The organism is Microcoleus sp. LEGE 07076 (assembly GCF_015207455.1).
Taxonomy (GTDB): Bacteria; Cyanobacteriota; Cyanobacteriia; order Cyanobacteriales; family Microcoleaceae; genus Microcoleus.
Window position 1 is genome coordinate 17,787 of sequence record NZ_JADEWV010000041.1, and the last position, 22,244, is coordinate 40,030.

28 protein-coding genes are annotated in these 22,244 nt (G+C 45.9%); 16 read left to right on the plus strand and 12 right to left on the minus strand.

The window, feature by feature from the left end:
• The first annotated feature begins 20 nt into the window (after positions 1-20).
• Both IQ270_RS09590 and IQ270_RS09595 read left to right on the plus strand, forming a co-directional pair.
• Positions 21-578: a hypothetical protein gene (locus IQ270_RS09590; RefSeq protein WP_228056215.1), complete on the plus strand. Its 558-nt coding sequence runs from the start codon at positions 21-23 to the stop codon at positions 576-578.
• Complete coding sequence (locus IQ270_RS09595; RefSeq protein ID WP_193972992.1) at positions 571-1,119, plus strand: hypothetical protein; 549 nt, start codon at positions 571-573, stop codon at positions 1,117-1,119. Before IQ270_RS09590 ends, IQ270_RS09595 begins: the two co-directional genes overlap by 8 nt.
• Before the next feature lie 63 nt (positions 1,120-1,182).
• On the opposite strand, the gene IQ270_RS30860 is transcribed toward IQ270_RS09595, so the two are convergent.
• From IQ270_RS30860 to IQ270_RS09605, 3 genes are all read right to left on the minus strand, one after another.
• Positions 1,183-1,404 (minus strand): hypothetical protein, encoded by a 222-nt coding sequence (locus IQ270_RS30860; RefSeq protein WP_228056216.1) that lies wholly within the window; start codon positions 1,402-1,404, stop codon positions 1,183-1,185.
• 93 nt (positions 1,405-1,497) lie between these two features.
• On the minus strand, positions 1,498-1,635 hold the full coding sequence (locus tag IQ270_RS30865; protein WP_228056217.1) for a hypothetical protein: 138 nt from the start codon (positions 1,633-1,635) through the stop codon (positions 1,498-1,500).
• The gene (locus IQ270_RS09605; RefSeq protein WP_193972993.1) at positions 1,604-1,975 is read right to left on the minus strand and encodes a hypothetical protein; all 372 of its coding nucleotides are present in this window, start codon (positions 1,973-1,975) and stop codon (positions 1,604-1,606) included. Before IQ270_RS09605 ends, IQ270_RS30865 begins: the two co-directional genes overlap by 32 nt.
• Positions 1,976-2,760: 785 nt before the next feature.
• Here IQ270_RS09605 and IQ270_RS09610 point away from each other — a divergent pair.
• Both IQ270_RS09610 and IQ270_RS09615 read left to right on the plus strand, forming a co-directional pair.
• Positions 2,761-2,958, plus strand: coding sequence for a DNA-binding protein (locus tag IQ270_RS09610; RefSeq protein ID WP_193972994.1), 198 nt, complete (start codon positions 2,761-2,763; stop codon positions 2,956-2,958).
• A gap of 44 nt (positions 2,959-3,002) precedes the next feature.
• Positions 3,003-3,347, plus strand: a complete 345-nt coding sequence (locus IQ270_RS09615) for a type II toxin-antitoxin system death-on-curing family toxin (protein WP_339384409.1) — start codon at positions 3,003-3,005, stop codon at positions 3,345-3,347.
• Between the two features lie 271 nt (positions 3,348-3,618).
• Here the strand turns inward: IQ270_RS09615 and IQ270_RS09620 are convergent, their stop codons facing one another.
• On the minus strand, positions 3,619-3,879 hold the full coding sequence (locus IQ270_RS09620; RefSeq protein WP_228056218.1) for a hypothetical protein: 261 nt from the start codon (positions 3,877-3,879) through the stop codon (positions 3,619-3,621).
• Between the two features lie 57 nt (positions 3,880-3,936).
• Here IQ270_RS09620 and IQ270_RS09625 point away from each other — a divergent pair, with 57 nt between their 5' ends.
• Positions 3,937-4,173 carry a hypothetical protein gene (locus tag IQ270_RS09625; RefSeq protein ID WP_228056219.1) on the plus strand — a complete coding sequence of 79 codons (237 nt, stop codon included), beginning with the start codon at positions 3,937-3,939 and terminating at the stop codon, positions 4,171-4,173.
• A complete protein-coding gene (locus tag IQ270_RS09630; protein WP_193972995.1) occupies positions 4,166-4,603 on the plus strand; it encodes a DUF5958 family protein in 438 nt (145 codons plus the stop codon). The genes IQ270_RS09625 and IQ270_RS09630 overlap by 8 nt, the downstream gene beginning before the upstream one ends.
• A gap of 174 nt (positions 4,604-4,777) precedes the next feature.
• Here the strand turns inward: IQ270_RS09630 and IQ270_RS09635 are convergent, their stop codons facing one another.
• The 3 genes from IQ270_RS09635 to IQ270_RS09645 form a co-directional block, all read right to left on the minus strand.
• Positions 4,778-6,070, minus strand: a complete 1,293-nt coding sequence (locus IQ270_RS09635) for a dihydrolipoamide acetyltransferase family protein (RefSeq protein WP_193972996.1) — start codon at positions 6,068-6,070, stop codon at positions 4,778-4,780.
• Between the two features lie 312 nt (positions 6,071-6,382).
• Positions 6,383-6,823 (minus strand): YlqD family protein, encoded by a 441-nt coding sequence (locus IQ270_RS09640; RefSeq protein WP_193973016.1) that lies wholly within the window; start codon positions 6,821-6,823, stop codon positions 6,383-6,385.
• A 208-nt stretch (positions 6,824-7,031) separates the two neighbouring features.
• Positions 7,032-8,981 (minus strand): long-chain fatty acid--CoA ligase, encoded by a 1,950-nt coding sequence (locus tag IQ270_RS09645; RefSeq protein WP_193972997.1) that lies wholly within the window; start codon positions 8,979-8,981, stop codon positions 7,032-7,034.
• A gap of 134 nt (positions 8,982-9,115) precedes the next feature.
• Between IQ270_RS09645 and IQ270_RS09650 the strand changes: the two genes are divergently transcribed.
• Positions 9,116-10,231: a leucine-rich repeat domain-containing protein gene (locus tag IQ270_RS09650; RefSeq protein ID WP_228056220.1), complete on the plus strand. Its 1,116-nt coding sequence runs from the start codon at positions 9,116-9,118 to the stop codon at positions 10,229-10,231.
• Between the two features lie 66 nt (positions 10,232-10,297).
• Here the strand turns inward: IQ270_RS09650 and IQ270_RS09655 are convergent, their stop codons facing one another.
• Both IQ270_RS09655 and IQ270_RS31860 read right to left on the minus strand, forming a co-directional pair.
• The gene (locus IQ270_RS09655) at positions 10,298-10,606 is read right to left on the minus strand and encodes a UPF0175 family protein (protein WP_193972998.1); all 309 of its coding nucleotides are present in this window, start codon (positions 10,604-10,606) and stop codon (positions 10,298-10,300) included.
• A gap of 69 nt (positions 10,607-10,675) precedes the next feature.
• A complete protein-coding gene (locus IQ270_RS31860; RefSeq protein WP_255532399.1) occupies positions 10,676-10,804 on the minus strand; it encodes a hypothetical protein in 129 nt (42 codons plus the stop codon).
• 128 nt (positions 10,805-10,932) lie between these two features.
• Between IQ270_RS31860 and IQ270_RS09660 the strand changes: the two genes are divergently transcribed.
• The 8 genes from IQ270_RS09660 to IQ270_RS09695 all read left to right on the plus strand — a co-directional run bounded on the left by IQ270_RS09660 (position 10,933) and on the right by IQ270_RS09695 (position 20,071).
• The gene (locus IQ270_RS09660; RefSeq protein ID WP_193972999.1) at positions 10,933-11,070 is read left to right on the plus strand and encodes a hypothetical protein; all 138 of its coding nucleotides are present in this window, start codon (positions 10,933-10,935) and stop codon (positions 11,068-11,070) included.
• 731 nt (positions 11,071-11,801) lie between these two features.
• Positions 11,802-14,948, plus strand: coding sequence for an ABC transporter transmembrane domain-containing protein (locus IQ270_RS09665; RefSeq protein WP_193973000.1), 3,147 nt, complete (start codon positions 11,802-11,804; stop codon positions 14,946-14,948).
• 235 nt (positions 14,949-15,183) lie between these two features.
• Positions 15,184-16,986: an HlyD family efflux transporter periplasmic adaptor subunit gene (locus tag IQ270_RS09670; protein ID WP_193973001.1), complete on the plus strand. Its 1,803-nt coding sequence runs from the start codon at positions 15,184-15,186 to the stop codon at positions 16,984-16,986.
• Positions 16,987-17,163: 177 nt separating this feature from the next.
• On the plus strand, positions 17,164-17,619 hold the full coding sequence (locus tag IQ270_RS09675; RefSeq protein ID WP_193973002.1) for a HetP family heterocyst commitment protein: 456 nt from the start codon (positions 17,164-17,166) through the stop codon (positions 17,617-17,619).
• 654 nt (positions 17,620-18,273) lie between these two features.
• Complete coding sequence (locus tag IQ270_RS09680; RefSeq protein WP_193973003.1) at positions 18,274-18,573, plus strand: hypothetical protein; 300 nt, start codon at positions 18,274-18,276, stop codon at positions 18,571-18,573.
• A gap of 181 nt (positions 18,574-18,754) precedes the next feature.
• The gene (locus IQ270_RS09685) at positions 18,755-19,054 is read left to right on the plus strand and encodes a hypothetical protein (protein WP_193973004.1); all 300 of its coding nucleotides are present in this window, start codon (positions 18,755-18,757) and stop codon (positions 19,052-19,054) included.
• A gap of 181 nt (positions 19,055-19,235) precedes the next feature.
• Entirely contained in the window at positions 19,236-19,538 is a 303-nt protein-coding gene (locus IQ270_RS09690; RefSeq protein WP_193973005.1) for a hypothetical protein, read from the plus strand.
• Positions 19,539-19,756: 218 nt separating this feature from the next.
• Positions 19,757-20,071: a hypothetical protein gene (locus tag IQ270_RS09695; protein ID WP_193973006.1), complete on the plus strand. Its 315-nt coding sequence runs from the start codon at positions 19,757-19,759 to the stop codon at positions 20,069-20,071.
• 176 nt (positions 20,072-20,247) lie between these two features.
• Here the strand turns inward: IQ270_RS09695 and IQ270_RS09700 are convergent, their stop codons facing one another.
• From IQ270_RS09700 to IQ270_RS09710, 3 genes are read right to left on the minus strand one after another with little or no spacing between them, the layout of a single operon-like run.
• Complete coding sequence (locus IQ270_RS09700) at positions 20,248-20,469, minus strand: hypothetical protein (protein WP_193973007.1); 222 nt, start codon at positions 20,467-20,469, stop codon at positions 20,248-20,250.
• Positions 20,470-20,505: 36 nt separating this feature from the next.
• The gene (locus IQ270_RS09705; RefSeq protein ID WP_193973008.1) at positions 20,506-20,742 is read right to left on the minus strand and encodes a hypothetical protein; all 237 of its coding nucleotides are present in this window, start codon (positions 20,740-20,742) and stop codon (positions 20,506-20,508) included.
• Positions 20,743-21,459, minus strand: coding sequence for a hypothetical protein (locus IQ270_RS09710; protein ID WP_193973009.1), 717 nt, complete (start codon positions 21,457-21,459; stop codon positions 20,743-20,745). It abuts the gene before it with no gap.
• A 10-nt stretch (positions 21,460-21,469) separates the two neighbouring features.
• On the opposite strand from IQ270_RS09710, the gene IQ270_RS09715 reads away from it, so the two are divergent.
• Positions 21,470-22,141, plus strand: a complete 672-nt coding sequence (locus tag IQ270_RS09715; protein WP_193973010.1) for a calcium-binding protein — start codon at positions 21,470-21,472, stop codon at positions 22,139-22,141.
• The last annotated feature ends 103 nt before the right edge of the window (positions 22,142-22,244 follow it).

A 22,244-nucleotide genomic window follows, 5' to 3' on the forward strand; every position in this document is an offset into this window, starting at 1 on the left:
TATGGAAGCGATCGCCCTTAATGTCCAAAAGCGCGATCGCCCTCCTAAAATTAGTTAATGGTATAATCATCAATCAAATACCATTTAGGAGTAAACCACTTATTTTGAATAATGGGACAGATACTTCTGAAGACACCCCAGAAGTTATAGAACAGGATATAATAGACCAAAGGATTGAAGTAGGAAGTGGTTGCGATTGGACAGGCAGTGGAGTAGAACCTAAGTGGGATAATCCCAAATCCATCAAAGCCTACGACCATATCGATCGCCATCACGGCCCAAAACTGAAACCCCTTAATTTTAGAGGCAGGGCAGCATCTAAAAATCAGCCTCAAGGTCAGTGGCTAAATGCTCAAGACTGGGTAAAAGCTGAACAAGTGACACCGAAATATCCCGGTCGTTACATTATAAATTTTAAGCGTTCTATTGGGAAAGTTCACTATCCAGATGGAACAATAATTGAAAATGTTACCCATGCTTTTATTAAAAGGAAACCAGATGGAACATTCAAATCTGCTTATCCTGTTCTCAACGATGCTACGCTGTCCTCATTAGATAGGATCGATGAAGATGAATAATTATAGCAATTTTACAATCCACCTAGAAGAACCTAATGGCGAAAAATATGCTGACGCACCAGATGACTCATTAGGAGAACTTTCGCATTTTGAGTTAGGTCTGAAACTATTTTGCTTTGAATGCGATCGCCCAGTCTCAATAGAAATCGGTGAAGAAAAAGTCAAAGTTTTTTTAGACCCCGATATCTGCATGATGTTAGAAGATGAACTACCCAAAAAAATTAGTGAGTTATCTCAAGGCCACCCCATCAAAATAGAATTTGTTGAAAGTGTGTGCCTTACTCTAGAATTGCAGCCCTTAACCAACGATAAAATTAGCTTCAATTTCAAAGAATTTGGATATTTATCTCCAAACCAGTTTACTCTAAAATCCAGAAATAAACATTTTGAACTGAATAAAACTCAAGTTATCGCAGAGTTAAAGGGATTTGTTGAACAACTCATGGAAATGGCTCAAAATGGCGGATATATCACCCCGGAAGAAAAGCAAGAATTTCTGATGCCACTCCGCGAAATTGCGCCTGCTTCGGCTATTTGTTAATGTCGTATTATGCCATAGTACGATCGCCCTTATTTTAGCAATACAAACAATCAAACTACTGGCTCAAATAGATCGCTTTAAAATTTGCTTCACAGAACCGTACATCTCACTTGTCAACCCATCTAATTCATGCTCAATATCTTCCCAACGCCCCAATTTACTCGTCCACTTGCCATTCGGTAATTGTCTAGCCGCGTGCGTTGGTTCCCCGTCAGGAGTAGCATATATGGCTATCTTCTCAAAACCCGATTCAAAGTCAGAACTTTCGCAAGGTTGGAATCCCACCGTTTGATAAGCTTGAATAAAAGCAGCGATCGTTAATTCTGCTGGTACACCATCAGGCCAATAATAGGGACTGTTTGGTTCTAGAGGATTCCACTAGCGATCGTCTTCACCAGCAGCCCAAGCAAAACAATTATAAGCGCGTGTTGCTGGGCTAGTGATGCGATACCCCGTAGCAGCTAAGTGAGGAAATTCATTTTCTTTATACTGTTCCAGCTTGCCATTTGTAGCCATTTTCTCTGCCCCATTCTATCCACGCCTGTGCCATTTGTTTGAGCCTGCCGCGCTGTTCTGATTTAACAGGATTAGCACCTGTAATCGCTTGCAATGCCCAAAACCAATGCTCCGGTTCTTGCTCTAATTCTCGCAGAATTAGGGGAACAACAGCTTGACCCATACCGATAATTCTTTGGTATGCTGGGTGCATTGACATTTTAGTAACTAAGGACATCATTCCTGTTTCGCGCCGCCATTGTTCTGCCAGCTCTAAGAAAGTTTCTTCTATTTCTGCTGTTTCCCAAATGGGATATGAGAAAGTAGCATTTAGCCCAGAAATTTTGTAGGTTCTTTCCATCAGGTTCACACCTCGCAGGTTCCTGAAAATATTATTTTTTATATCGTACCATAGAAAGCGATAAAGATGAATAATCTAGGACTTACGCACGAGTGGCGAGAAACCGGGTTTCTTTGTAAATTTTTCGTCTCCCGTCTGAGATTTTTCAAAGAAACCCGGTTTCTGTGCGTCCAGGACTATAATCTTAATCAAGAGGTAGATTGCGATTTGTCGTTGGGTGGGGGCGCGTTTATTGAGATTGTTGGTACTTGTTAGATATTGTTGGTGAACCCGCCCCTACAGAATTTCATCAAATACAATTCAGACTTAAATCGAAATGATTTTACTTCCCTTAATTACAAAAAAAACTCGGCTCTACATGAAAAAAACTACCCATAATTAATGCCAATTCTTTACCAATATCTCGATCGCCATTAACGACTTCAGACACTCTTTTTTCCGAGCCAATCACTCTTTGTATTTATCTGGATTTAAACAGGAATTACCGACTCCGACAAAGAAACCGGGTTTTTTCCTAAATTTATGGTAGGTAACGAAGTATTTCGTAAAAAACCCGGTTTCACCGGGCCCATACGTAAGTCTTATTGAACTAAATTTCAGTTTTGTTCAACCAATTTCTTTGGTCAAGGGCGATCGCCCTTAATGTCCAAAAGTGCGATCGCCCTTAATGTCCAAAAGCCCGCGCTTACACAACTATCCCGTGGGAATCGCCCTTTCAAAAACCCTAACTCCTGCCCGCACAGTTGACGTGCTACACTCAAGGTATAGTCACAGCCACAAACAGAATGCAAACCATTACCATCACCATTCCAGACGATCGCCTGCACAAGCTCCAAGAAACCGCCAATCGCCTCGGCGTTTCCCTAGAAGCATTACTGCTTGCCGGTGCTGAAAACTTGCTCGCACCACCAGAAGCATCCTTCCAAAATGCTATGGAATACGTCCTCAAAAAGAATGCTATACTCTACCAAAAGCTCGCGTAATGCGCTATCTAACTTTAACAGAAATCTGAGAACTTTATCGGTGCATTATCGAGCAATCTGGTGGAGCATTCGGTATCGCTAATTTAGGAGCCTTAGAATCAGCTTTAGCTCAGCCGCGCATGACTTTTGGCGGGGAAGAACTTTACCCAACAATCGTCGAAAAAGCTTCAGCTTTTGGATTTGCTTTGATTAAAAATCATCCTTTCTTAGATGGTAACAAACGCATCGGCCACGCAGCAATGGAAGTCTTTCTGGTTTTAAATAGATTTGAAATTTCTGCACCTGTGGAAGAGCAAGAACAAATTATTTTACAAGTGGCATCAAGTGCGATCGCCGGCGATGAATTTACTGAGTGGTTGCGCTGTCATGTTGTTCCTCATTCTATTTGATAAATAAACTAAACTTGATTGTATCGCCGCGCGATCGCCTCCCATTCACCAAAAGTAATCTTCCGTGATTTAATTAAAACAGCCAACTAATTTTCACTATCAAAATCCAAATAAAGTTGCTATTATTATATTCTACTATATTTTATAATCAACTTCTAAATAAGAGCGATCGCACTTAATGTCCAAAAGTGCGATCGCCCTTAATCTCCCAAAGTGCGATCGCCTTCGATAATTTGACAGTTAACTTATCAAAAACCCTCCCTCAAAAAAGTTATCCTCGGCGAGAGGGTAAATCAAACACCACTTCAAATCGGATGTTGGGCACTCGTTGCCGAAACAACTGAAGATGTCCCTCCGCATCCGATCGGCTGCGATAGCGACCGACGATCGCCCACCGCAAATTGGGAAGCAAGCGGGCCACTGCCCACGGCTTCAAGTATCCTTCGTATTTCATAATAGAGGTGTCTCCATTGCTAAACGGAGCCAGAGCCAGCGCGGAAACTTGGTCGGTGGACGCGCTGGCTTCTGACATTATCTATAAAAGTAACACTAAGTAAGCATAAGTGTGCATTAATCAGCACCAAGCTGAATGTGGATGCACGAGCTGGACGGACGAGGTGGCACAATAAGGGAAACTTCTAACAGATTGCAGGGCATGAGCGATAGCGAGCGGATTTCAGTAGTTTTGCCAACACAGGCTAAAAAGGATCTCGAAAAGTTGTGCGATCTCGAAAAGCGATCGATCTCCAACTTTGTCTACCTTCTGATTCAAGATGCGATCGATCGAGCAAAAGCATCCGGCAAGCTCAAATCAACAGATGATTGAAATTACACTAAATCAAATTCAACAAGAATTAATTAGCCAAGAAGATGCAAAAAACTGGTTTTTAAGCTTTCCAACCGAAGACCAGCAGGAAATATTGCAGCGACTATCCTACATAACTCTCCAAGCAGGGGCACGAGAAGAAGATGTTTGCCTAGCTATTACTAAATCAAAACTTCGCGAAACTTACACCCCTTGTGTGTTGCTGAGCAAAGGGCGATTAAAAGAACAAATGGCAAAGCTTTTGAAACTGCCGTCCTCAGAATCTATCAAAACCTTTTTTCTGTTAATCAGTTTATTAGCAATTGCTGATGCCCGCAGGTACGATAAATATTGTCAAGATGGCTGTAGCCACTGGTGGCATCGCGATCTGAGCGATCGCAAAGTTGTAGATGAAATTCGGTGCGAGTTTGAACAAAGTATTCTTGTTTGAGTTATAGTCTGCTGTGATATCGTTTCCGGTTACACCGGAATGATAGAGAGGAGACGGCAGTGCCGTGTCCCTACCCAAAATAATATTGTAGGGACACGTCACTGCCGTCTCCTCTTTTTGGCTTACTCTAAATCTCCCTTTTCCAAGGAAGGTAAAAGGGAGATTTAGCCCATACTAAAGAGTCAAAGACTGAGGATTTGTCTCAATCAATTTCGCTAAATCCTGCAAGAAAGATGCAGCATCAGCACCGTAAATAATCCGGTGATCGCAAGTAATATTCACCTGCATTTGCCGCTTCACTCCCATCAAACCTTCCTCGTTGGCTACTACTTGCGGGCGAGAAGAGCCGATCGCCAAAATCGAGCCTTGATTCGGCGGTAAAATCGCGTCAAACTTATCTACTCCATACATTCCCAAATTGGAAAGAGTAAAAGTGCCCGTGCTGTATTCGTCAGGTTTTAGCTGTTTGGCGCGGGCGCGATCGACTAAATCCTTCCAAGTGCGGGAGAGAGAATATATGTCGAGGCGATCGGCATTTTGCAACACCGGCGTAATCAAACCGCCGCCATCCATAGCCACCGCTACCGCCACATTAATATCAGCGCGGTGTTGAATTCCCGACTCCACATAACAAGCATTCAGCAGAGGATGTTTTTGTAAAGTTACTGCTACAGCCTTCGCCAGCAAAGCAGTCATCGTCACGCCTTTCGACTTAATTTGTTTGTAGAGTTTGTCCAGATTGTCAGTAGTAATTGTATAGCCGACGCGGAAACACGGCACGCTCAAACTTGCTTCCATATTGCGTACCACCGCATTTTGCAGCGCATTCATCGGTACTTTTTGACCCGAAAGCGCTACCGCCGGGGCTGGTGCGGGTGCGAATTTGGCTGCTGCGGCTGCGACGGGTGCTGCTGCGGGTGCGGCTGCTGCGGGGACTGTTACCTGTTGCTGAACCTGGGCGGGTTGAGCTTTACCGGCTGCGGCTTCCACGTCTTCTGCAACAATGCGACCGTTGGGGCCGCTGCCTTTGATCGAATTCAAATCTACTTTAAATTCTTTGGCTAATTTGCGAGCGCGGGGAGAAACGACGCTGCGGCCGTTTTGGCGGCTGACGTTTTGCTGCAAACCCGGTGATGCGGTAGCTGCGACTGGGGCGGAGGCGGAGGTTGCTGGGGCGGAGGCGGAGGTTGCGCCGGCTCCTTGTTTCTGAGCTTCTGCGATTTCGGCTTCTGTTTCTGCTACTAGGGCGATGGCAGCTCCCACGGTCGCAACTTCGCCTGCTTGTACAATAATTATTGCTAGATAGCCTTCGTAGAAAGACTCGACATCCATGTCGGCTTTGTCGGATTCAACCACGACTACCGTTTCGCCTTTTTCTACTTTGTCTCCGGCGGATTTGACCCAGGAAACAATTTTGCCCTCTGTCATGGTAGAACTCAGGGCTGGCATGAAAACTTCGCGAATCATCTGTAAAAAGTCCTTTTGAGTTGGTAATAGGTAATCGGTATTTGGCAATTGATAATTGGCGACCGGCCACCAGCAATATTTATTATTATGCCAGTCTCTCGCCCGAGAATGTGTGACTTTTGACTCAAAATGGGAGCATCTCACTTTTCCAAAAAGTATTTTTTACGACTTGCGAGCGTCGCCGCTTGCTGAGCTGATATGTATGCACCGAGCTCTTAAAAAGCTCGCACTACAAATACAAAACACAGATGCTCCGCTAAAAATTACCTCTCAATTGCCAATTGCCCATTACCAATTACCAATTACCAATTTCTAAATATCACCTCGAATTTCTTCGACTATGCCGTCGCGGAGCAGAACTTCTACTTGCATTTTTTGAATCAAGTTTTCTCCCAGCCCCACTGTGAAAGTGCCGTCAATTTGACCTTGACTCACTTCTTGTTCGAGGTCTAGCACCTGTACTTGCTGGAGTTGTTGCAGGTTTTGGTTTTTCTGTTCTAGCAGTTCGCTCTTTTTTTGATTCACCTGCACTTGAATGTTTTCTATTTGCTGCATTACTAGCGGGCCTGGGGGTTGCAGGTTTTGCTTTTGGATTTCTGAAACCATCCGCTGCCCTTGCATTTCTAGCTGTTGTAACTGAGAATCTATTTGGTTGATTTGGGCTTGGAGTTGCTGTTGAGCTTCTTCTTTCCAGCGGGGAGTAACGACGACTTTAACGTTAATCGATCGCTTCAAAAGTAATTGTGGTTCCATAAAGTTGTTGCTTGTCAATTGCGAAGTAGTCAATGGTCATTAGTCAATAGTCATTAGTCAATAGTCATTAGTTCGCAAATATTTCATAAGGACTGAGGACTGAGGACTAAGGACTGAGGACTGAGGACTGAGGACTGAGGACTGGGACTCTGGACTCGGGTGTTGGGACAATTTTTTCTGCTCCATTCCCCAAGTCCTGCGAATATTTTCAAAACATCCCGTCAATCATATCGCGGTAGTGTTCCGTCACAACAGGGCGCTTAATTTTCAGGGTCTGGGTCAACATTCCATTTTCGATTGAAAACGGCTCCTGAATCAACCGGAACGGCCCGATGCGATCGTCCGCGCGGTATCCGGGGCGATTTTTCACCTCCCGGTTCAATTCTTGGCGAAATAAGTCTTGAATTTGCTTGCTATTCCAGTCAATTTCGTGTATGGGCGGACTCTGAGTTTCGCCCCATTTGAGTAGGGCTTCTGGATTGGGGACAATTAAGGCGCCGATCGATTTCTGGTCTTGACCTACTACGATAATTTGGTCGATGTAGGGGCTGCGGACGCAGGCATCTTCTATGGGCTGCGGTTCGATGTTTTCGCCGTTGCTGAGGACGATCGTATCTTTAGCCCGCCCGGTCAAAACTAAGTCGTTTCCCGGTGTCAGCCAGCCCAAATCGCCCGTGTCGAACCAGCCCATCGAGTCGATCGCCTTTGAGGTAGCTTGGGGATTGAGATAATATCCCGCCATGATTTGCGGCCCTTTTGCCAATACCAAGCCGCGCTGGCCCGGAAGCAGTTGTTGCCGAGTCTCCGAGTCTACTATTTTAATTTCCGTACCTGGAATCGGCTGTCCTGCGGAACCTTTGAGATTGTGCCAAGGGCGGCGGACTGTCAAAACCGGGGATGTTTCGGTCAAACCGTATCCCACCAACAAACCGATATTCGCGATTTCAAAGAAATTGTCTAAATGCGCGGCCAAAGAACCGCCGCCACTGATTGCCCACTTAAAACGTCCTCCCGTAGCTTCCCGGACTTTTTTGTAAACGAGTTTTTCGGCCAGGGCGTAAACGGGCGACAACAGAATGGTTTTGATCCGGGCGATGATTTTTTCAGCAACTGAGGCAGGTTGTAAATTGAGAGTTAATCCTTGGGAAATGCGGCGGGCTTCTATGTATTGTTGGCTGGCAGATAACAGGAAATTCACCAACTTTTGTTTGTTGGGAGGCTGTTCCCGAAATTGCTTTTGTACTGCCTCGTAAATCGATTCCCAAATGCGCGGAACGCTGACCATGTACTGGGGTTTGTAAGCTTTAAAGTCTTGTTTGAAATAGCGAATGCTGGTGTAAATTTGGGTGCATCCTTGGGAAAGCAGGAAGTATTCGACTGTGCGTTCGTAGGCGTGCCAACTGGGGAGGATGCTGAGAACGCCATCGCCGGCTTCGGGCTGCAGAATTGTCCCGAAGGTGGTGATTTGGTGCAGCAAGTTGCCGTGGGTCAGCATAACACCTTTGGGTTTGCCGGTGGTGCCGCTGGTGTAGAGGAGAGTGGCGAGGGTTTGGTGGTTGTGGTTGGCGGGTTTGAGGGTGCTACTTGCCCCTGTGGCCATGATTTCGGAAAATTTGACTGTGTTGAGGGTTTGGTTGGTTTCCGGTTCTTCGTCGGAGAGGAGGACGACGAGTTGAATGGGCAAATCGGGGAGGCGGTGTTGGAGTTTTTTGAGTAATGCCTGGTTTTCGACTACTAAGGCGGTACTGCCGCTGTCTTGGATGATGTAGAGGAGTTCTTCGGGGTCGGCGGTGGCGCCTCTAACGGCGTTGGCGGCCCCAGCGGTCATGATGCCTTGGTCGGCTATCAGCCAGCGGGGGCTGTTGTCGGCGAAGAGGGCGACGCGGGGAGGGATTGCTTCTTCGGGATTGGATTCGATGCCTAGGGCTTGCAAGCCGCGGGCGAATTGCTGGATTTGATGGTAGAGGTCGGTGTAGGTGAGTTTGATTTCGGGCTGGCTGTGGGGGTCGTGGAGGGCGACGGTTTGGGGAAATCGCTGTTTGACGAGATCCCAAATTTCGGGTACGGATTTAATGGAAGTATAGTCGATCAGGCGGCTGAGGTTAGCGCGATCGCGATCGGTCATTTGAGGCAATGTGTAAGACGCTGGGCCGTTCATAGGGTATTTTCCGGGGTTTTGAGAGATAAAGTTATTGGTACAAGTTTAATATCAGAGCTATTTTAGAACTTTGTGGCAGTGTGGTGACAGTTTGCAAACCTGCCGCTGTTTATTTAGAAAATTAGGGATATTAGATGATGAGATTTATAGTTCGACAGAAACACAGGAATTTATCAAGGTTGATAGTTGCTTGTTGTGCGATCGGGCTAGCATCATGTGGAAATAAGCCTTCCAAGTTAGTCGCAGATCCGCAATCGGCAAACAATAGACCTTCCGCGTTAGTCTCCAAACCGCAACCGGGAAAAAGCGGACGAACATTTGCTGATTGGTGTCGCGAAAAAGCTGATTTGAATCCTGAAACTAAACATACTGTTGATGTGCTGTTGAAGATAGCAGGAACTACTGAGTGCGATGCAGCTAATCAGAAACTTTCGAGTCTCACGGATCTGTTTCTCAACTACAATAAAATCAGCGATATCAAACCGCTAGAATCCTTGACTAACCTGACACAGCTCTACCTCAGCAACAATAAAATCAGCGATATCAAACCGCTAGAATCCTTGACTAACCTGACACAGCTCTACCTCAGCAACAATCAGATAGATGATATCAAACCGCTAGAATCCTTGACCAATCTGACACAGATCCACATCAGCAACAATACTATCAGCGACATTAAACCGCTAGCATCCTTGACGAATCTGACGAATCTCGACCTCAGCAGCAATACTATCAGCGACATTAAACCGCTAGCATCGTTGACTAACCTGACATTTCTTCGCCTTAACAGCAATACTATCAGTGACATCAAACCGCTAGTATCCTTGACTAACCTGACTTTGCTCTACTTCAACGAAAATCAGATCGACGACATCAAATCGCTAGCATCCTTGGCTAACCTCCAGATTCTCGGCTTCAGCAACAATCAGATAGATGACATCAAACCGCTAGTATCCTTGACTAACCTGATTGGACTCTACCTCAACGAAAATCAGATCGCAGACATCAAACCGCTAACATCCTTGACTAACCTTCAGGTTCTCAGCCTCGACAACAATCAGATCGCAGACATCAAATCGCTAGCATCCTTGACTAAGCTGACTTCGCTCTACCTCCCCAACAATCAGATCGCAGACATCAAACCGCTAGAATCCTTGACTAATCTGAAGCAGCTCTACCTTAGCGAAAATCCGATCGCACCCAAGACTTGTCCTCTCAAGCCAGAGTCTATCTGTAAGTGGGACCGATAGAGTGATTAATAAAACTTTAGGATGACGCCCGATCGGCCTAGCGTGATTGTGAATTCGATCGCTTTTTTAAGCACACTCGAACGTGCAACTCCACAGTTCAGAAATAGGATGCAATTTGCCTTCTTTAACTTGCTGCACGGAGTTACGCAAGCTAGCTAGAATGAGTTCGGCGGGTTCGTCATCGGCATCTGCGGGCGGGGTGACGATATTGCGATCGATTAATAGTTGGTAGAAGTCGTCCACAGACATTACAGCGAGTTGAGCGCCTCGATCGAGACTGAGGCTGTATTGCTGATAAAGTACGATCGCCAATTCTATCCGCACATCGGCTTCAGTCAGGGGGAGATTGTCGGGAAGGTCGATCGTAATTTGCATAATTTAAGGTATTTTTTAATTTCAGAGTTATAAGATGATGAAACTTATAGTTGCACAGAAACATCAGAATTAACCAAAGTCGATCGCACTTGCTTGTTGTGCGATCCTAACATTATCTGGAAATGTACTGTCTGTGAATGGTGTCCAAGTGCGATCGGGAAACAGCCAATTTCCCTGAAACTCTTGTGGGGTGGGCATCCTGCCCGCCCCAAACATACAAATATGACTTTTATGAACTTAATTAATGAATTTAATGAATTGACTTTCACTTGGGCTTGTTTGATTATGTTAATAACATTAGCTGGAAATTGATTAAATATAAAATCATGAAAGAAACATCAGACAAACTGGAACTGCGAGAGACGGCGGCATTTTGGATGAATCTATTCGTTGGGGGTAGTTTTTTGGCATTTGGCTTGCCTTTTGGTTGGTATTCCGGCAGTGTTTTCCTGGTAGTGCCCTGAAGCATTGGTGACAAGTTAAGACTTAATTGCATTTGTCAATCAGTAATATTACTCAAAAAAACTGCTTTTTTAGGAGTGGAAAATTCACGATTTGAGAGGGAGTAAGTATAAATATCACCCTCGGCATGATTCCTCGATCGCCCAAATCTCAGTTTTATGCCCAAAATCCGAGTAAAGGTTGAGCATAATTGCTGATTGACAAATGCTTTCTTAGCTTAACTTGTCACCAATGACCCAGGCTCAATTCTCAATTAATTTCTAGAAATATTACTACAAATTCGCAATATTTCTTTACATCAAGCCTTTGTGAACGCACCAATTATCTAGAATTAAAACTTTTTAATATTTAATTAAGATTTATGCGTGTATTCACGGGTATAAGGCAGAAGCTTTGTCCGATTTCCTTCACACAATCTTCACAATTTTCCGGGATTATCCGCAAAATTATAAAGATTGTGTAAAGATGACCGTAAAACTGTAGCCATGATAGCCGTTTGGTAAGCTATGATTGGAACCAGCGAAAACAACACTTACGCAATAACCGCACTTTACTTTAAGAAACGAATTCCGACATCCCAAAGTTGTCAAAAAATGTTTGAAATAAGAGGTTTTAGCCGCACAATTCAACAAGGATTTTTAAGCCAGCTAGGTTGCACTAAAAACAAAAATTGGGCATAACCTGGTTAGTTATAGGTCAAGAAATTTGACAGACACATTCAACAGGGAAAGCTATGAAAAAAAGTTTAGGGGTACAGAATTACTTCGATCGATCCCAAGCCTCATTGCAGACTGTTCCAGCTCTTCACAAACTCTTGGAGGAAATCGGTGCAGAACCGACATTAGTTGCAAAATTAAATACAGCCTGTGAAATTTGCGAATTTCAGCTCGGAGATGAAATTACTCAATATCAAACACCGGATAGTACCAACAATTTAGTTGAAAAAGCACAGAGCGATCGCAATTTTTATCTCGTTTGTCAGGGAAGAGTCAGGCTGCTAGCAATAGAAGCGTCTCAACAGCAGGAAGTTTCGGTGCTGGTACTGGAACTCGGAGCGGTATTTGGGGCAGACAACCTATTTGTTGAAAGCGGACTGCCTTACAGGGCAATTGCCGCCGGCACCTGCGAAATCGCTCGCATAAACGCAGGAAAATTGCAGCTAGTTTTAGAGGAATTCCCACAACTGCAACAGCACTTGCAGCAAGCATTCCAACAGATCCACAGGTCAATCTTTTTCAAGACGCAAACAGATTTGCGATCGCACCCTTCCCACCAACAACAGCTTTTGCGATCGCACTTACTTCCTGACATAGAAGAAATCCGAATTCCGGCGGGAGTTTCCCTCGCCGAACACTGCCAAAAATCCACCAATCATTATTGGCTCCGCAGCGGTCAAATTCAAGGTGAAGCACCGCCCGCAATCGGCAGTAGCTGGGGAGATTCAGATGTACCGAGCGACTGGAAAGCTCTAACAAATCTGGTAATTTATCAGGTGAGCGCCGAACAGTGGGAAATCGCCTTATCCACAATTAGTTCCGACAGCAAATCCCGCCATAAAATTATTCGCAAATCTCCGATTTTAAGCTCAGTAACGGCGGCTAAAGATGCTAGTTGTAGCTCAAAAACTGAGGATTCAAAATTAATCGGGATCGATCGGCAAAAATCAGCAGCCGGAATCATTAGCTTTCCCAAACCCAAGCGGCGGCGCTGGTTGAGCAGCGGACACCCATTCATTCAACAACAGAGCGCAGCAGATTGCGGAGCCACCTGCTTAGCCATGATTAGCGAATATTGGGGTAAGAAATTTACGCTGAATTACTTGCGCGAATTGGCAGAAATCGGCCGCAGCGGCGCGTCGCTCAAGAGTCTGGCAAAAGCAGCGGAAAGGATGGGATTTCAAACCCGTCCGGTGCGGGCTTCTTTAACTCCGCTCCGCAATCAAAATCCCTGGATCGCTCACTGGCAAGGCAATCACTATGTGGCAGTTTATCGGTTTAAGAATCAACAGGTTTTAGTTGCAGATCCGGCGGCGGGAAAGCGGTGGATGAGCATTAAAACTTTTACCGAAAACTGGACTGGGTACGCTCTAATTTTAGACCCGACAGCGGAACTGTATCGCAATCGGGGTGGCGAACATAAAGGGATTAAAATTAAAAATTTTGTGGGCATAGTCTGGCCCTACCGCGCGGCGATCGCCCAAATTTTGATTTTGTCCTTTTTGATCCAAATATTTGGGCTAGTTACTCCCCTATTTACCCAAGTAATTCTCGACCAAGTAGTTGTCAGCAAAAGCATAGTCACTCTGCACGTTTTTGCGATCGGACTGCTGATGTTTAGTGTTTGGCGATCGCTGTTGGGGGCAACGAGACAGTATTTGCTGGATTACTTGTCCAACCGCATTGACCTGACTTTAATTAGCGGTTTTATCAGTCACACTCTCAGTTTGCCGATTAAGTTTTTTGAATCTCGTCAGGTGGGCGATATCTTGACTAGGGTTCAGGAAAATCAAAAAATTCAGGCGTTTTTGACTCGCCAAGCTATTACTGCGTGGCTGGATGCTTTGATGGCTGTGGTTTACATCGGACTGATGGTTTACTATAACTGGCGTCTGGCTTTGTTGGTGCTGGCTTTGATTCCGCCGATCGTAATTTTGACTTTGGTGGCAACTCCGTTTCTGCGCCAAGTGTCGCGGGAGGTTTTTAAGGAAGGTGCAAAGCAAAATTCATCTTTGGTGGAAATGATTAGTGGGGTGGCGACGATTAAGGCAACTGCTGCCGATCGAGAAATGCGCTGGCGCTGGGAAGACCAATTAACCTGCATGATTAATGCTAAATTCCGGGGGCAGAAACTGGCGAATTCTTTGCAGGTAATCGGGGGTGGAATTAATACTTTGGGCAGCACGGCGTTGCTGTGGTACGGGGCAATGCTGGTGATTCAAGATGAGCTGACGATCGGTCAATTTGTGGCTTTTAATATGATGATCGGGAGCGTGATTTCTCCTGTGCTTTCGGTGGTGGGACTTTGGGATGAGTTTCAAGAAGTGCTGGTGTCGATCGAGCGTTTGGATGATGTCTTCTCGGCAGAGCCTGAAGAAAGTCCTTACAAACCAATGCTGGTGCTGCCTCGCATTCAGGGAAGCGTCAAGTTTGACAATGTTTCGTTCCGCTATGCTCAGGATGAAGAACGCAATACGCTGCAAAATCTTTGCTTTGAAGTGCAAGCTGGAGAAACTGTGGCAATTGTCGGGCGCAGCGGTTCGGGTAAGAGCACTTTGGTGAAGCTGCTGCAAGGTTTCTATTATCCAGAAAAGGGGCGGCTGACTGTTGACGGGCACGATATTCGGCACATTTCTTTGCAGTCGCTGCGAGTGCAGTTGGGTGTTGTGCCGCAAGATTGTTTCTTGTTTTCGGGAACGATTTTGGAAAATATTACGCTGTACAAAAACGGAAACGAGGCTGATTCTGCAAGTTTGGAAGAGGCCGTAGAAGTGGCGAAGCTAGCAGAAGCTCACGCTTTTATTCAAGATATGCCGCTCGGTTATCAAACTCCTGTCGGGGAGAGGGGAACGAGTTTGTCTGGGGGCCAGCGGCAGCGAATTGCGATCGCCCGTGCTTTGTTGGGCGATCCCCGAATTTTGATTTTGGACGAAGCAACTTCTTCGCTGGATACCGAGTCTGAGCGCAGGTTCCAGCAAAATTTGGCTCGCATTAGTCGCGATCGCACTGTGTTTGTGATCGCTCACCGATTGTCTACTGTGCGGAATGCCGATCGCATTTTGGTTCTCGACAAAGGCATTTTAGCCGAACAAGGCAACCACGACCAATTGATGGCTGAAGGCGGACTTTACTATCACCTTGCTCAGCAACAACTGGATCTTTAAGTCATTGGTCATTAGTCATTAGTCATTAGTTATTAGTCATTAGTTATTAGTCAGTAGGGGCGGTGGATGGTGCGTGCCCACTCTCAAGCGTCATTAGTCATTAGTCATTAGTCATTAGTCATTAGCAACCAACACAAGGCTAAAGATAATTTTTACTGACTCCTGACTCCTGACTCCTAACAACTGCCCACTACAAACTGCCAACAGTCATACAGACTAACTTGGAGGAAATATAATGTTTTCAGAAGATGTCAAAGAATTAGGCCGCGCTGCAGATGAAATAGGTGAAGTCTATGGAGGCGTAGCTTCAAGGTCAGAAAAAGAAGACAGAAAAAAAGACCGCTCTTTAGAAGTCGTTCCATCTCAAAATCGCTCTTTTCAAACTAATGAGGCTATCACTATTGCCAAGTTTCAGCAGCCTGATGCTGACAATTGGTCTGCTTCTCTGCACTCGGTACTAGACCAGCCACCAGTATCTTTTTCCCAGCGGTTGATATTAGGAGGACTGGTTTTTTGCGTAGCTTTTGGAGCGTGGGCAACTTTGGGTAAAATTGACGTGGTTGGTCACGCTAAGGGCAAATTAGTTCCCAAAGGAGATGTTTACAAAATTCACCCGACGGAGACGGGAAAAATTATTAACCTCGCGATCAAAGAAGGTCAAAAAATCAAAACTGGACAATTATTGGCGGAATTAGACCCGTCCACTGCCCAAAGCGAGGTGGAGCGTCTCGATCAAATTCTGGGCGCTTATCGGATTCAATTGGTGCAAGAGATGAGTGCGATCGATCGAACTAAACTGGAAGCAGAAGCGAGCCAAGCGATTGCTGCTGCAGACAAGCGGGGGGCCGAAGCTGCGATCGCTCGTGCTCGGGCTTCCTCGGCCACCACGCAGTCTCAAATCGAGCAATTGCAAGCAGATGTAGTGTCTCAGAAAGCGCGGCACTCACAGCTCAAACCTCTGGAAAAGCAGGCACAAAATCTGTTGTCGCAACTGAAAAGTGATGTCACTTCTGGCGAGGCGAGGCGCGATCGGGTGAAACCGCTGCAAAATAAGAGTCAAGATTTGGTGACACAATTGCAAGCAAAAGTGGCTGCTCACAAAGAGCGGATCGCGCGTCTCAAACCTTTGGTAGATGAGGGGGCGCTGTCAAAAGATGTCTTGTTTCAAGCTGAGGAAGCTCTGCGAGAAAGCGAAAATGCGGTGATTAGAAGCCAGTTGGGGGAAAAAACTCAGGCTGACGATCGAGTATTTGAGGTCGAACAAACCGTGCGCGACAGACAAAGTGCTGCGATCAGGAGTCAACTCTCTGAGGCGACTCAGGTTAAGGAAAGGCTGTTTGAAGTCGAGCAAGGTTTGCGCGATCGCACCAGTTCGATCGGCAAAATGCAAGGCCAATTAACCGAACAACTCGCAGAAGTCGATCGACTGCAAGCCGAAGCCGCCAGCAAACAAGCAGCAGGGCGCCAAATGCAGTTAGAAAAACAGCAAAAAATTCAGCAGTTGGAAATGGAATTAAACCAAGTCAAATCCAAAATTGCCGAAACCGAAACCCTCCTCGCTCAAGCCAAAAACAAGCTCAAACAAAGATTTCTCTACGCACCAGTCAGCGGAGTGATTTCCGCACTCAACATTCACAACAGCGGCGAAGTAGTTCAACCGGGCCAAACTATTGCAGAAATGACTCCGAATCAGGCTCCGCTAGTGTTGGAAGTCAGTTTGCCGAACCGAGAAGCAGGATTTGTCAAAACCGGAATGCCGGTGCAAGTCAAATTCGATGCTTTTCCCTATCAAAATTACGGCGTGATGCCGGGAAAAGTTGTATCGATTTCGCCAGATGCCAAGACAGACGAGCGATTGGGTGTTGTTTACCGGGTGGAAGTGAGTATGGATCGAGACTCCGTGAAAGCCAACAATCAAACCTGGAAACTCAAAGCTGGCCAGACAGCTACGGCTGAAATTGTCATCCGCCAGCGCTCCATAGCCGACATTTTGCTCGATCCGCTCAAGCAACTACAAAAAGGCGGCATGAGTTTGTAGTCATTAGTCATTAGTCATTAGTCATTAGTTAGTAGTTCGAGAGAGAAAGCAAAATTCTCCCCTCTCCCCCTCTCAGGTTTGATCGTTCGGACTTTAGTCCGCAAAAAGAAGGACTAAAGTCCGAACGATCAAACCGCAGTCAACAGTCAATTAATTTACGCAAAATAGGATAAAACGATGAATTCGCAATTTAACCATTCTGCCAATCATTCCCAAGTTGGAATTAAACCCGAACAATTAGATGAGATAATTTCAGCGATTCTGGCAGGAAAGTATTCTTGGGCTTGTTTTTTACTTTTGCGGTGCACGGGTTACAACCCTCTCGACTATATCCCCTACCGCACTTCTAACCGCTTGCTCAAGGAAAATACCCAAACGAGGAAATCGGAAACTCAGTCGGCGCTTAGCAAAATTGCGGATTTAGATTATGTGGAAGTTGTGAGGGAAAAACGAGCCGGAGTTCGAGGTGGTTGTGCAACTGAGGTTTTTAGCGAGTTGCACTCAGATACTGTAGGTGTTGTACCTGAAGTCAAGCCTGAAGGGCAAAATATCTTGGCATCGACGGTTGAGGTTCAAAATCAAGGATTTTTTGCTGGATTTAAGACACGTTTGTTTAATTTGGCGGGCCAATAAATTAGTTGCTCGAAACATAACCCGATCGCTAGCCTTGAGTGTACCTATTTTTTGGTTGAAGGAGCTGCGGGCGATCGGGTTTTTCAGTAGGCACACAACATTTTTCGGCCCAGAGCTTAACAAAATTTCATCAAGTTATCGTTACATTCTGATTTCCGATAAATCTGCCAAAATGGCAACACGGTGTGGCGATCGTACTTGATAATTTGTTAGCTGGTAAAAGAAGACAAACTGACCTGTAATATTAAATCCGTTAGCATCGGAATAGTAAATTCGAGTTGATTGTTGACTGTTGACTGTCAACAGTCAACATTATTCCGGTGTTACCGGGAATGATATAATTTCTAGGGTTTTGCAGGGGCAGTCTTTGTCTATACAAGTTATCAATTGGGCCCAATACTAGAATCTTCCAGTCTCGTTAATAGACTCTAAAACGAGGCTGGTTTTTGTATGTCAAAATACATCGATTTTCTATAGCTTTTGAACAAACTATTCACAAATATTCATGAAGTTTACTTTACATTTTAATTTCCACAAATCTGCCAAATTGGCAACACAGCTCTAATTAGTCCAGATATATTAGGTACATCGAAAACAGAACAAGGTTGTCTCAAACAACCTCTCAACTAACGCTCAATTACAAGGACAAAAACCATGATTATCTCAGACCTGAACCATATCGAAAACGTTTCAGAATCCACCAACCTCCACGGCGGTTTTGACTTGGGAAATGACTACTCGAACGTGTATTTCAACGAGTATTTCAACCTGAATAAATACATCAGATCCAACGTGTATGTTTCCGGTCATGCAGCCACTGCTGAATCCAAAGCGTCCGCCTACGGCCCCGGCACTGTGACTCAGACCTTCAACAACGCAGAAACCACACCTTACGGCTCTTCCTCTGGCGGTACTTCGATCGCAGCTACTTCAGGTTTCTACTACTACTGGTAATCACAACAGTCAAGCCAGACTCTTGCTCATCTAGGAGTTTAAACTTAGTCAAGCATCACGCCCGCCGCAGCAGTTTGACCGTCAAACAGCCAGTAAAACCCTCACGGTAACTACAGTTTAAACTCCTCGAACAAATCTGCACTCTTTACACAAACTACATTGAATGTCGCGGAAAAAAACCATGATTATCTCAGACCTGAACCATATCGAAAACGTTTCAGAATCCACCAGCCTCCACGGCGGTTTTGACCTAGGCTACGACTACTCGAACGTGCAGTTCAACGAGTATTTCAACCTGAATAAATACATCAGCTCCAACGTGTATGTTTCCGGTCATGCAGCCACTGCTGAATCCAAAGCGTTCGCCTACGGCCCCGGCACTGTGACTCAGACCTTCAACAACGCAGAAACCACACCTTACAGCTCTTCCTCTGGCGGTACTTCGATCGCAGCTACTTCAGGTTTCTACTACTACTGGTAATCACAACAGTCAAGCCAGACTCTTGCTCATCTAGGAGTTTAAACTTAGTCAAGCATCACGCCCGCCGCAGCAGTTTGACCGTCAAACAGCCAGTAAAACCCTCACGGTAACTACAGTTTAAACTCCTCGAACAAATCTGCACTCTTTACACAAACTACATTGAATGTCGCGGAAAAAAACCATGATTATCTCAGACCTGAACCATATCGAAAACGTTTCAGAATCCACCAGCCTCCACGGCGGTTTTGACCTAGGCTACGACTACTCGAACGTGCAGTTCAACGAGTATTTCAACCTGAATAAATACATCAGCTCCAACGTGTATGTTTACGGTCATGCAGCCACTGCTGAATCCAAAGCGTCCGCCTACGGCCCCGGCACTGTGACTCAGACCTTCAACAACGCAGAAACCACACCTTACAGCTCTTCCTCTGGCGGTACTTCGATCGCAGCTACTTCAGGTTTTAGCTTCTGTTGGTGCTAACAATAGTACACAGAAGCAGTCAAAAAGCCACCTATATAGAGCAATGCAAGAATTGCAGTATAGGTCAATACACGATTGAGCAGACGGCGGTTGAAACCGCACGCCAAACACAAGCTTGTATAAACCAAGTTTCAACCGTCCAGTCTTCTTAATGGCTTTGGCTGGCTCGCTTTCTAACATTCAGGTAAGCAGCCACTAAAATTTGTTGTGCAAAAAACATGATCATTGATGATTTAAATTATGTAGAGGCAGTTTTGGGAGCGAGCAAGCTTATAGGTGCTGGTTATACGTGCGCGACTGGTAGCGCTCACACTTTTGCTACCTATGGATTTGGCAGTGCTGACGCTAATGCTTTTGCGATTGGCGAAAATACCTCGACTCTGGCAAACACTTACATAAAGGTCTCCGTTAGTCGTTATATGGCTTTTACTGAAGCCTCAGCTACTGCGAACTCTTACGCTCGCACAGGAAACAGTTATTCTGTATACTTGAACGATAGCAGATATTTGTTCATCTCTAGCGGTCAGCCCTAATAATTTGCGATCGCAGTTGGCAGTTGCATCAGCAATAATAATTGGCATCAAGGTGATTATTAGGCTGTAATTACCAATTGAAAAATGCTACATTTGGGGCGAGTGTTAGGTGGGTTTAAATTTTAACAAAGCGTTTTGATGGTGATGGTGATGGCTCAATCAAATTTAATAAAAAATCAGCGGGACAGCCATACAGGTAAAAGGAGATAAATCGCAATGCCTTCCTTAGATTCATTAGCTCCTGAGCCATTAAATAATATTGTTGGAAACAGCAATAGTTTAAACACCTTGAATTCGCTGGCGGCGAATAACTCTGGTGGCGGCAGCAGCAGTTCCAGCAAGTCTAGTTCCTTTGTCGATAGCAGCGGTGCGGGCAGTACCAGCAGCGCGACAGCCACTTCCCCGACTGGAAGCAGTACCAGCAGCGAGACTGTTTACGCTGCGGGGGGTACATCTAGCAGCGGCAGCGCTGCAGCGAGTGCTTCTACAGCCGCGCCCCCAACTACTAGCGCCACAGCTTCGGTTCCAGCAGCGCCAGCGCCCGCACCAGCACCAGCACCAGCGCCCGCACCAGCGCCCGCACCAGCACCAGCGCCGTTAGGAGACAGCAGCGGTGCGAGCAGTAGCAGCAGTGCGACAGCGACTTCTCCGACAGGGAGCAGCAGCAGCACTCAAACAGCATCGGCTCCCGGTGGCACTTCCAGCAGTGCGAGCGCTTCAGCTAGCAGCGGTTTAGATACTCCGCCGACTGCTAGCGCCACTGCTTCTGTACCAACTCCAGCGCCAACTCCAGCGCCAACTCCAGCACCAACTCCAGCGCCAACTCCAGCGCCAACTCCAGTACCAGCCCCAGCAGGTGCTGCTACCGACTCTGCACCGGTAATTAATATCACAGTGCCAACTCCAATACCACCGCCAATTCCAACACCACCAGCACCAACTCCAGCACCACCAACACCAACTCCAACTCCAACACCAGCACCTGCTGGGGCTGCTACCGACTCTGCACCGGTAATTAATATCACAGTACCAACTCCAATACCACCGCCAATTCCAACACCACCAGCACCAACTCCAGCACCACCAACACCAACTCCAACTCCAGTACCAGCACCTGCTGGGGCTGCTACCGACTCTGCACCGGTAATTAATATCACAGTGCCAATACCAATACCACCGCCAATACCAATACCACCGCCAATACCAATACCACCGCCAATACCAATACCACCGCCAATACCAATACCAATACCGTCAAATAATGACGGTGCAACGCTTGATTCGTTGAGTGGCGGCACTTCTAGCAATTCAAGTTTTTCTAATTTTTCTCCAGACAGTACGGGTGCTGGCGGGGAGAGTACGATCGTTTCTGAGCCAACAGATAACATTAACAGCAATTTGCCCGCACTTCCCGTTAACAATCCCAACAACAGCAATCCTTACACAGCAAGAGTTCCAGAATTTACAGCTCCAGAAAACTATCCTGGGGCATTAACTGTCACCTACGACAGCAACGGCGACGGATATTGGCTGGGCACCGGCGACAGCGATGTTATTAGTTGTGGCAGCGGGTTCGATCGAATTTTTGCAGGAAGCGGCGACGATAGTGTCACAGGCAACAGAGGCAGCGATGTTATCGATGGAGGCGACGCAAACGACACTTTGCGGGGAGGAAAAGGTCAAGATTTGTTGATTGGCGGCAACGGCGATGATTTTCTTTGTGGCGACTTCGGTATCGATACATTGATTGGAGGTAATGGCGCTGATACCTATGTATTTAGACCTGAAACAGCGAGTTCAGTGGCTAATCTATTTTTAGCCGATATACTGGTTGATTTCAATGCCGCTGAAGGTGATAAAATCGGGCTCACAGGCGGACTTTCTGCCACAGATATTGCACTGGTAGCGTTTGATACTGACGGTAACGGTAGCGCAGACGCAACTCTGGTCAAGTTTAGTTCCAATAATGGCGATCGAATTTTAGCTGTTGTTTTGGGAACAGTTAACGCAGCGGGTGCAACAACTTTGAGCAGTGCTGATTTTATCAGTTTGCCAAACAACATCTTGTAGCTAACCGTCAACCGTTAACACTGAGATATTGCACCATTCTCAAGAATTTGTAGGGGTTCACTTCGCTAATAGCTTTCAAACTTGCATACGGGTTACATAAACC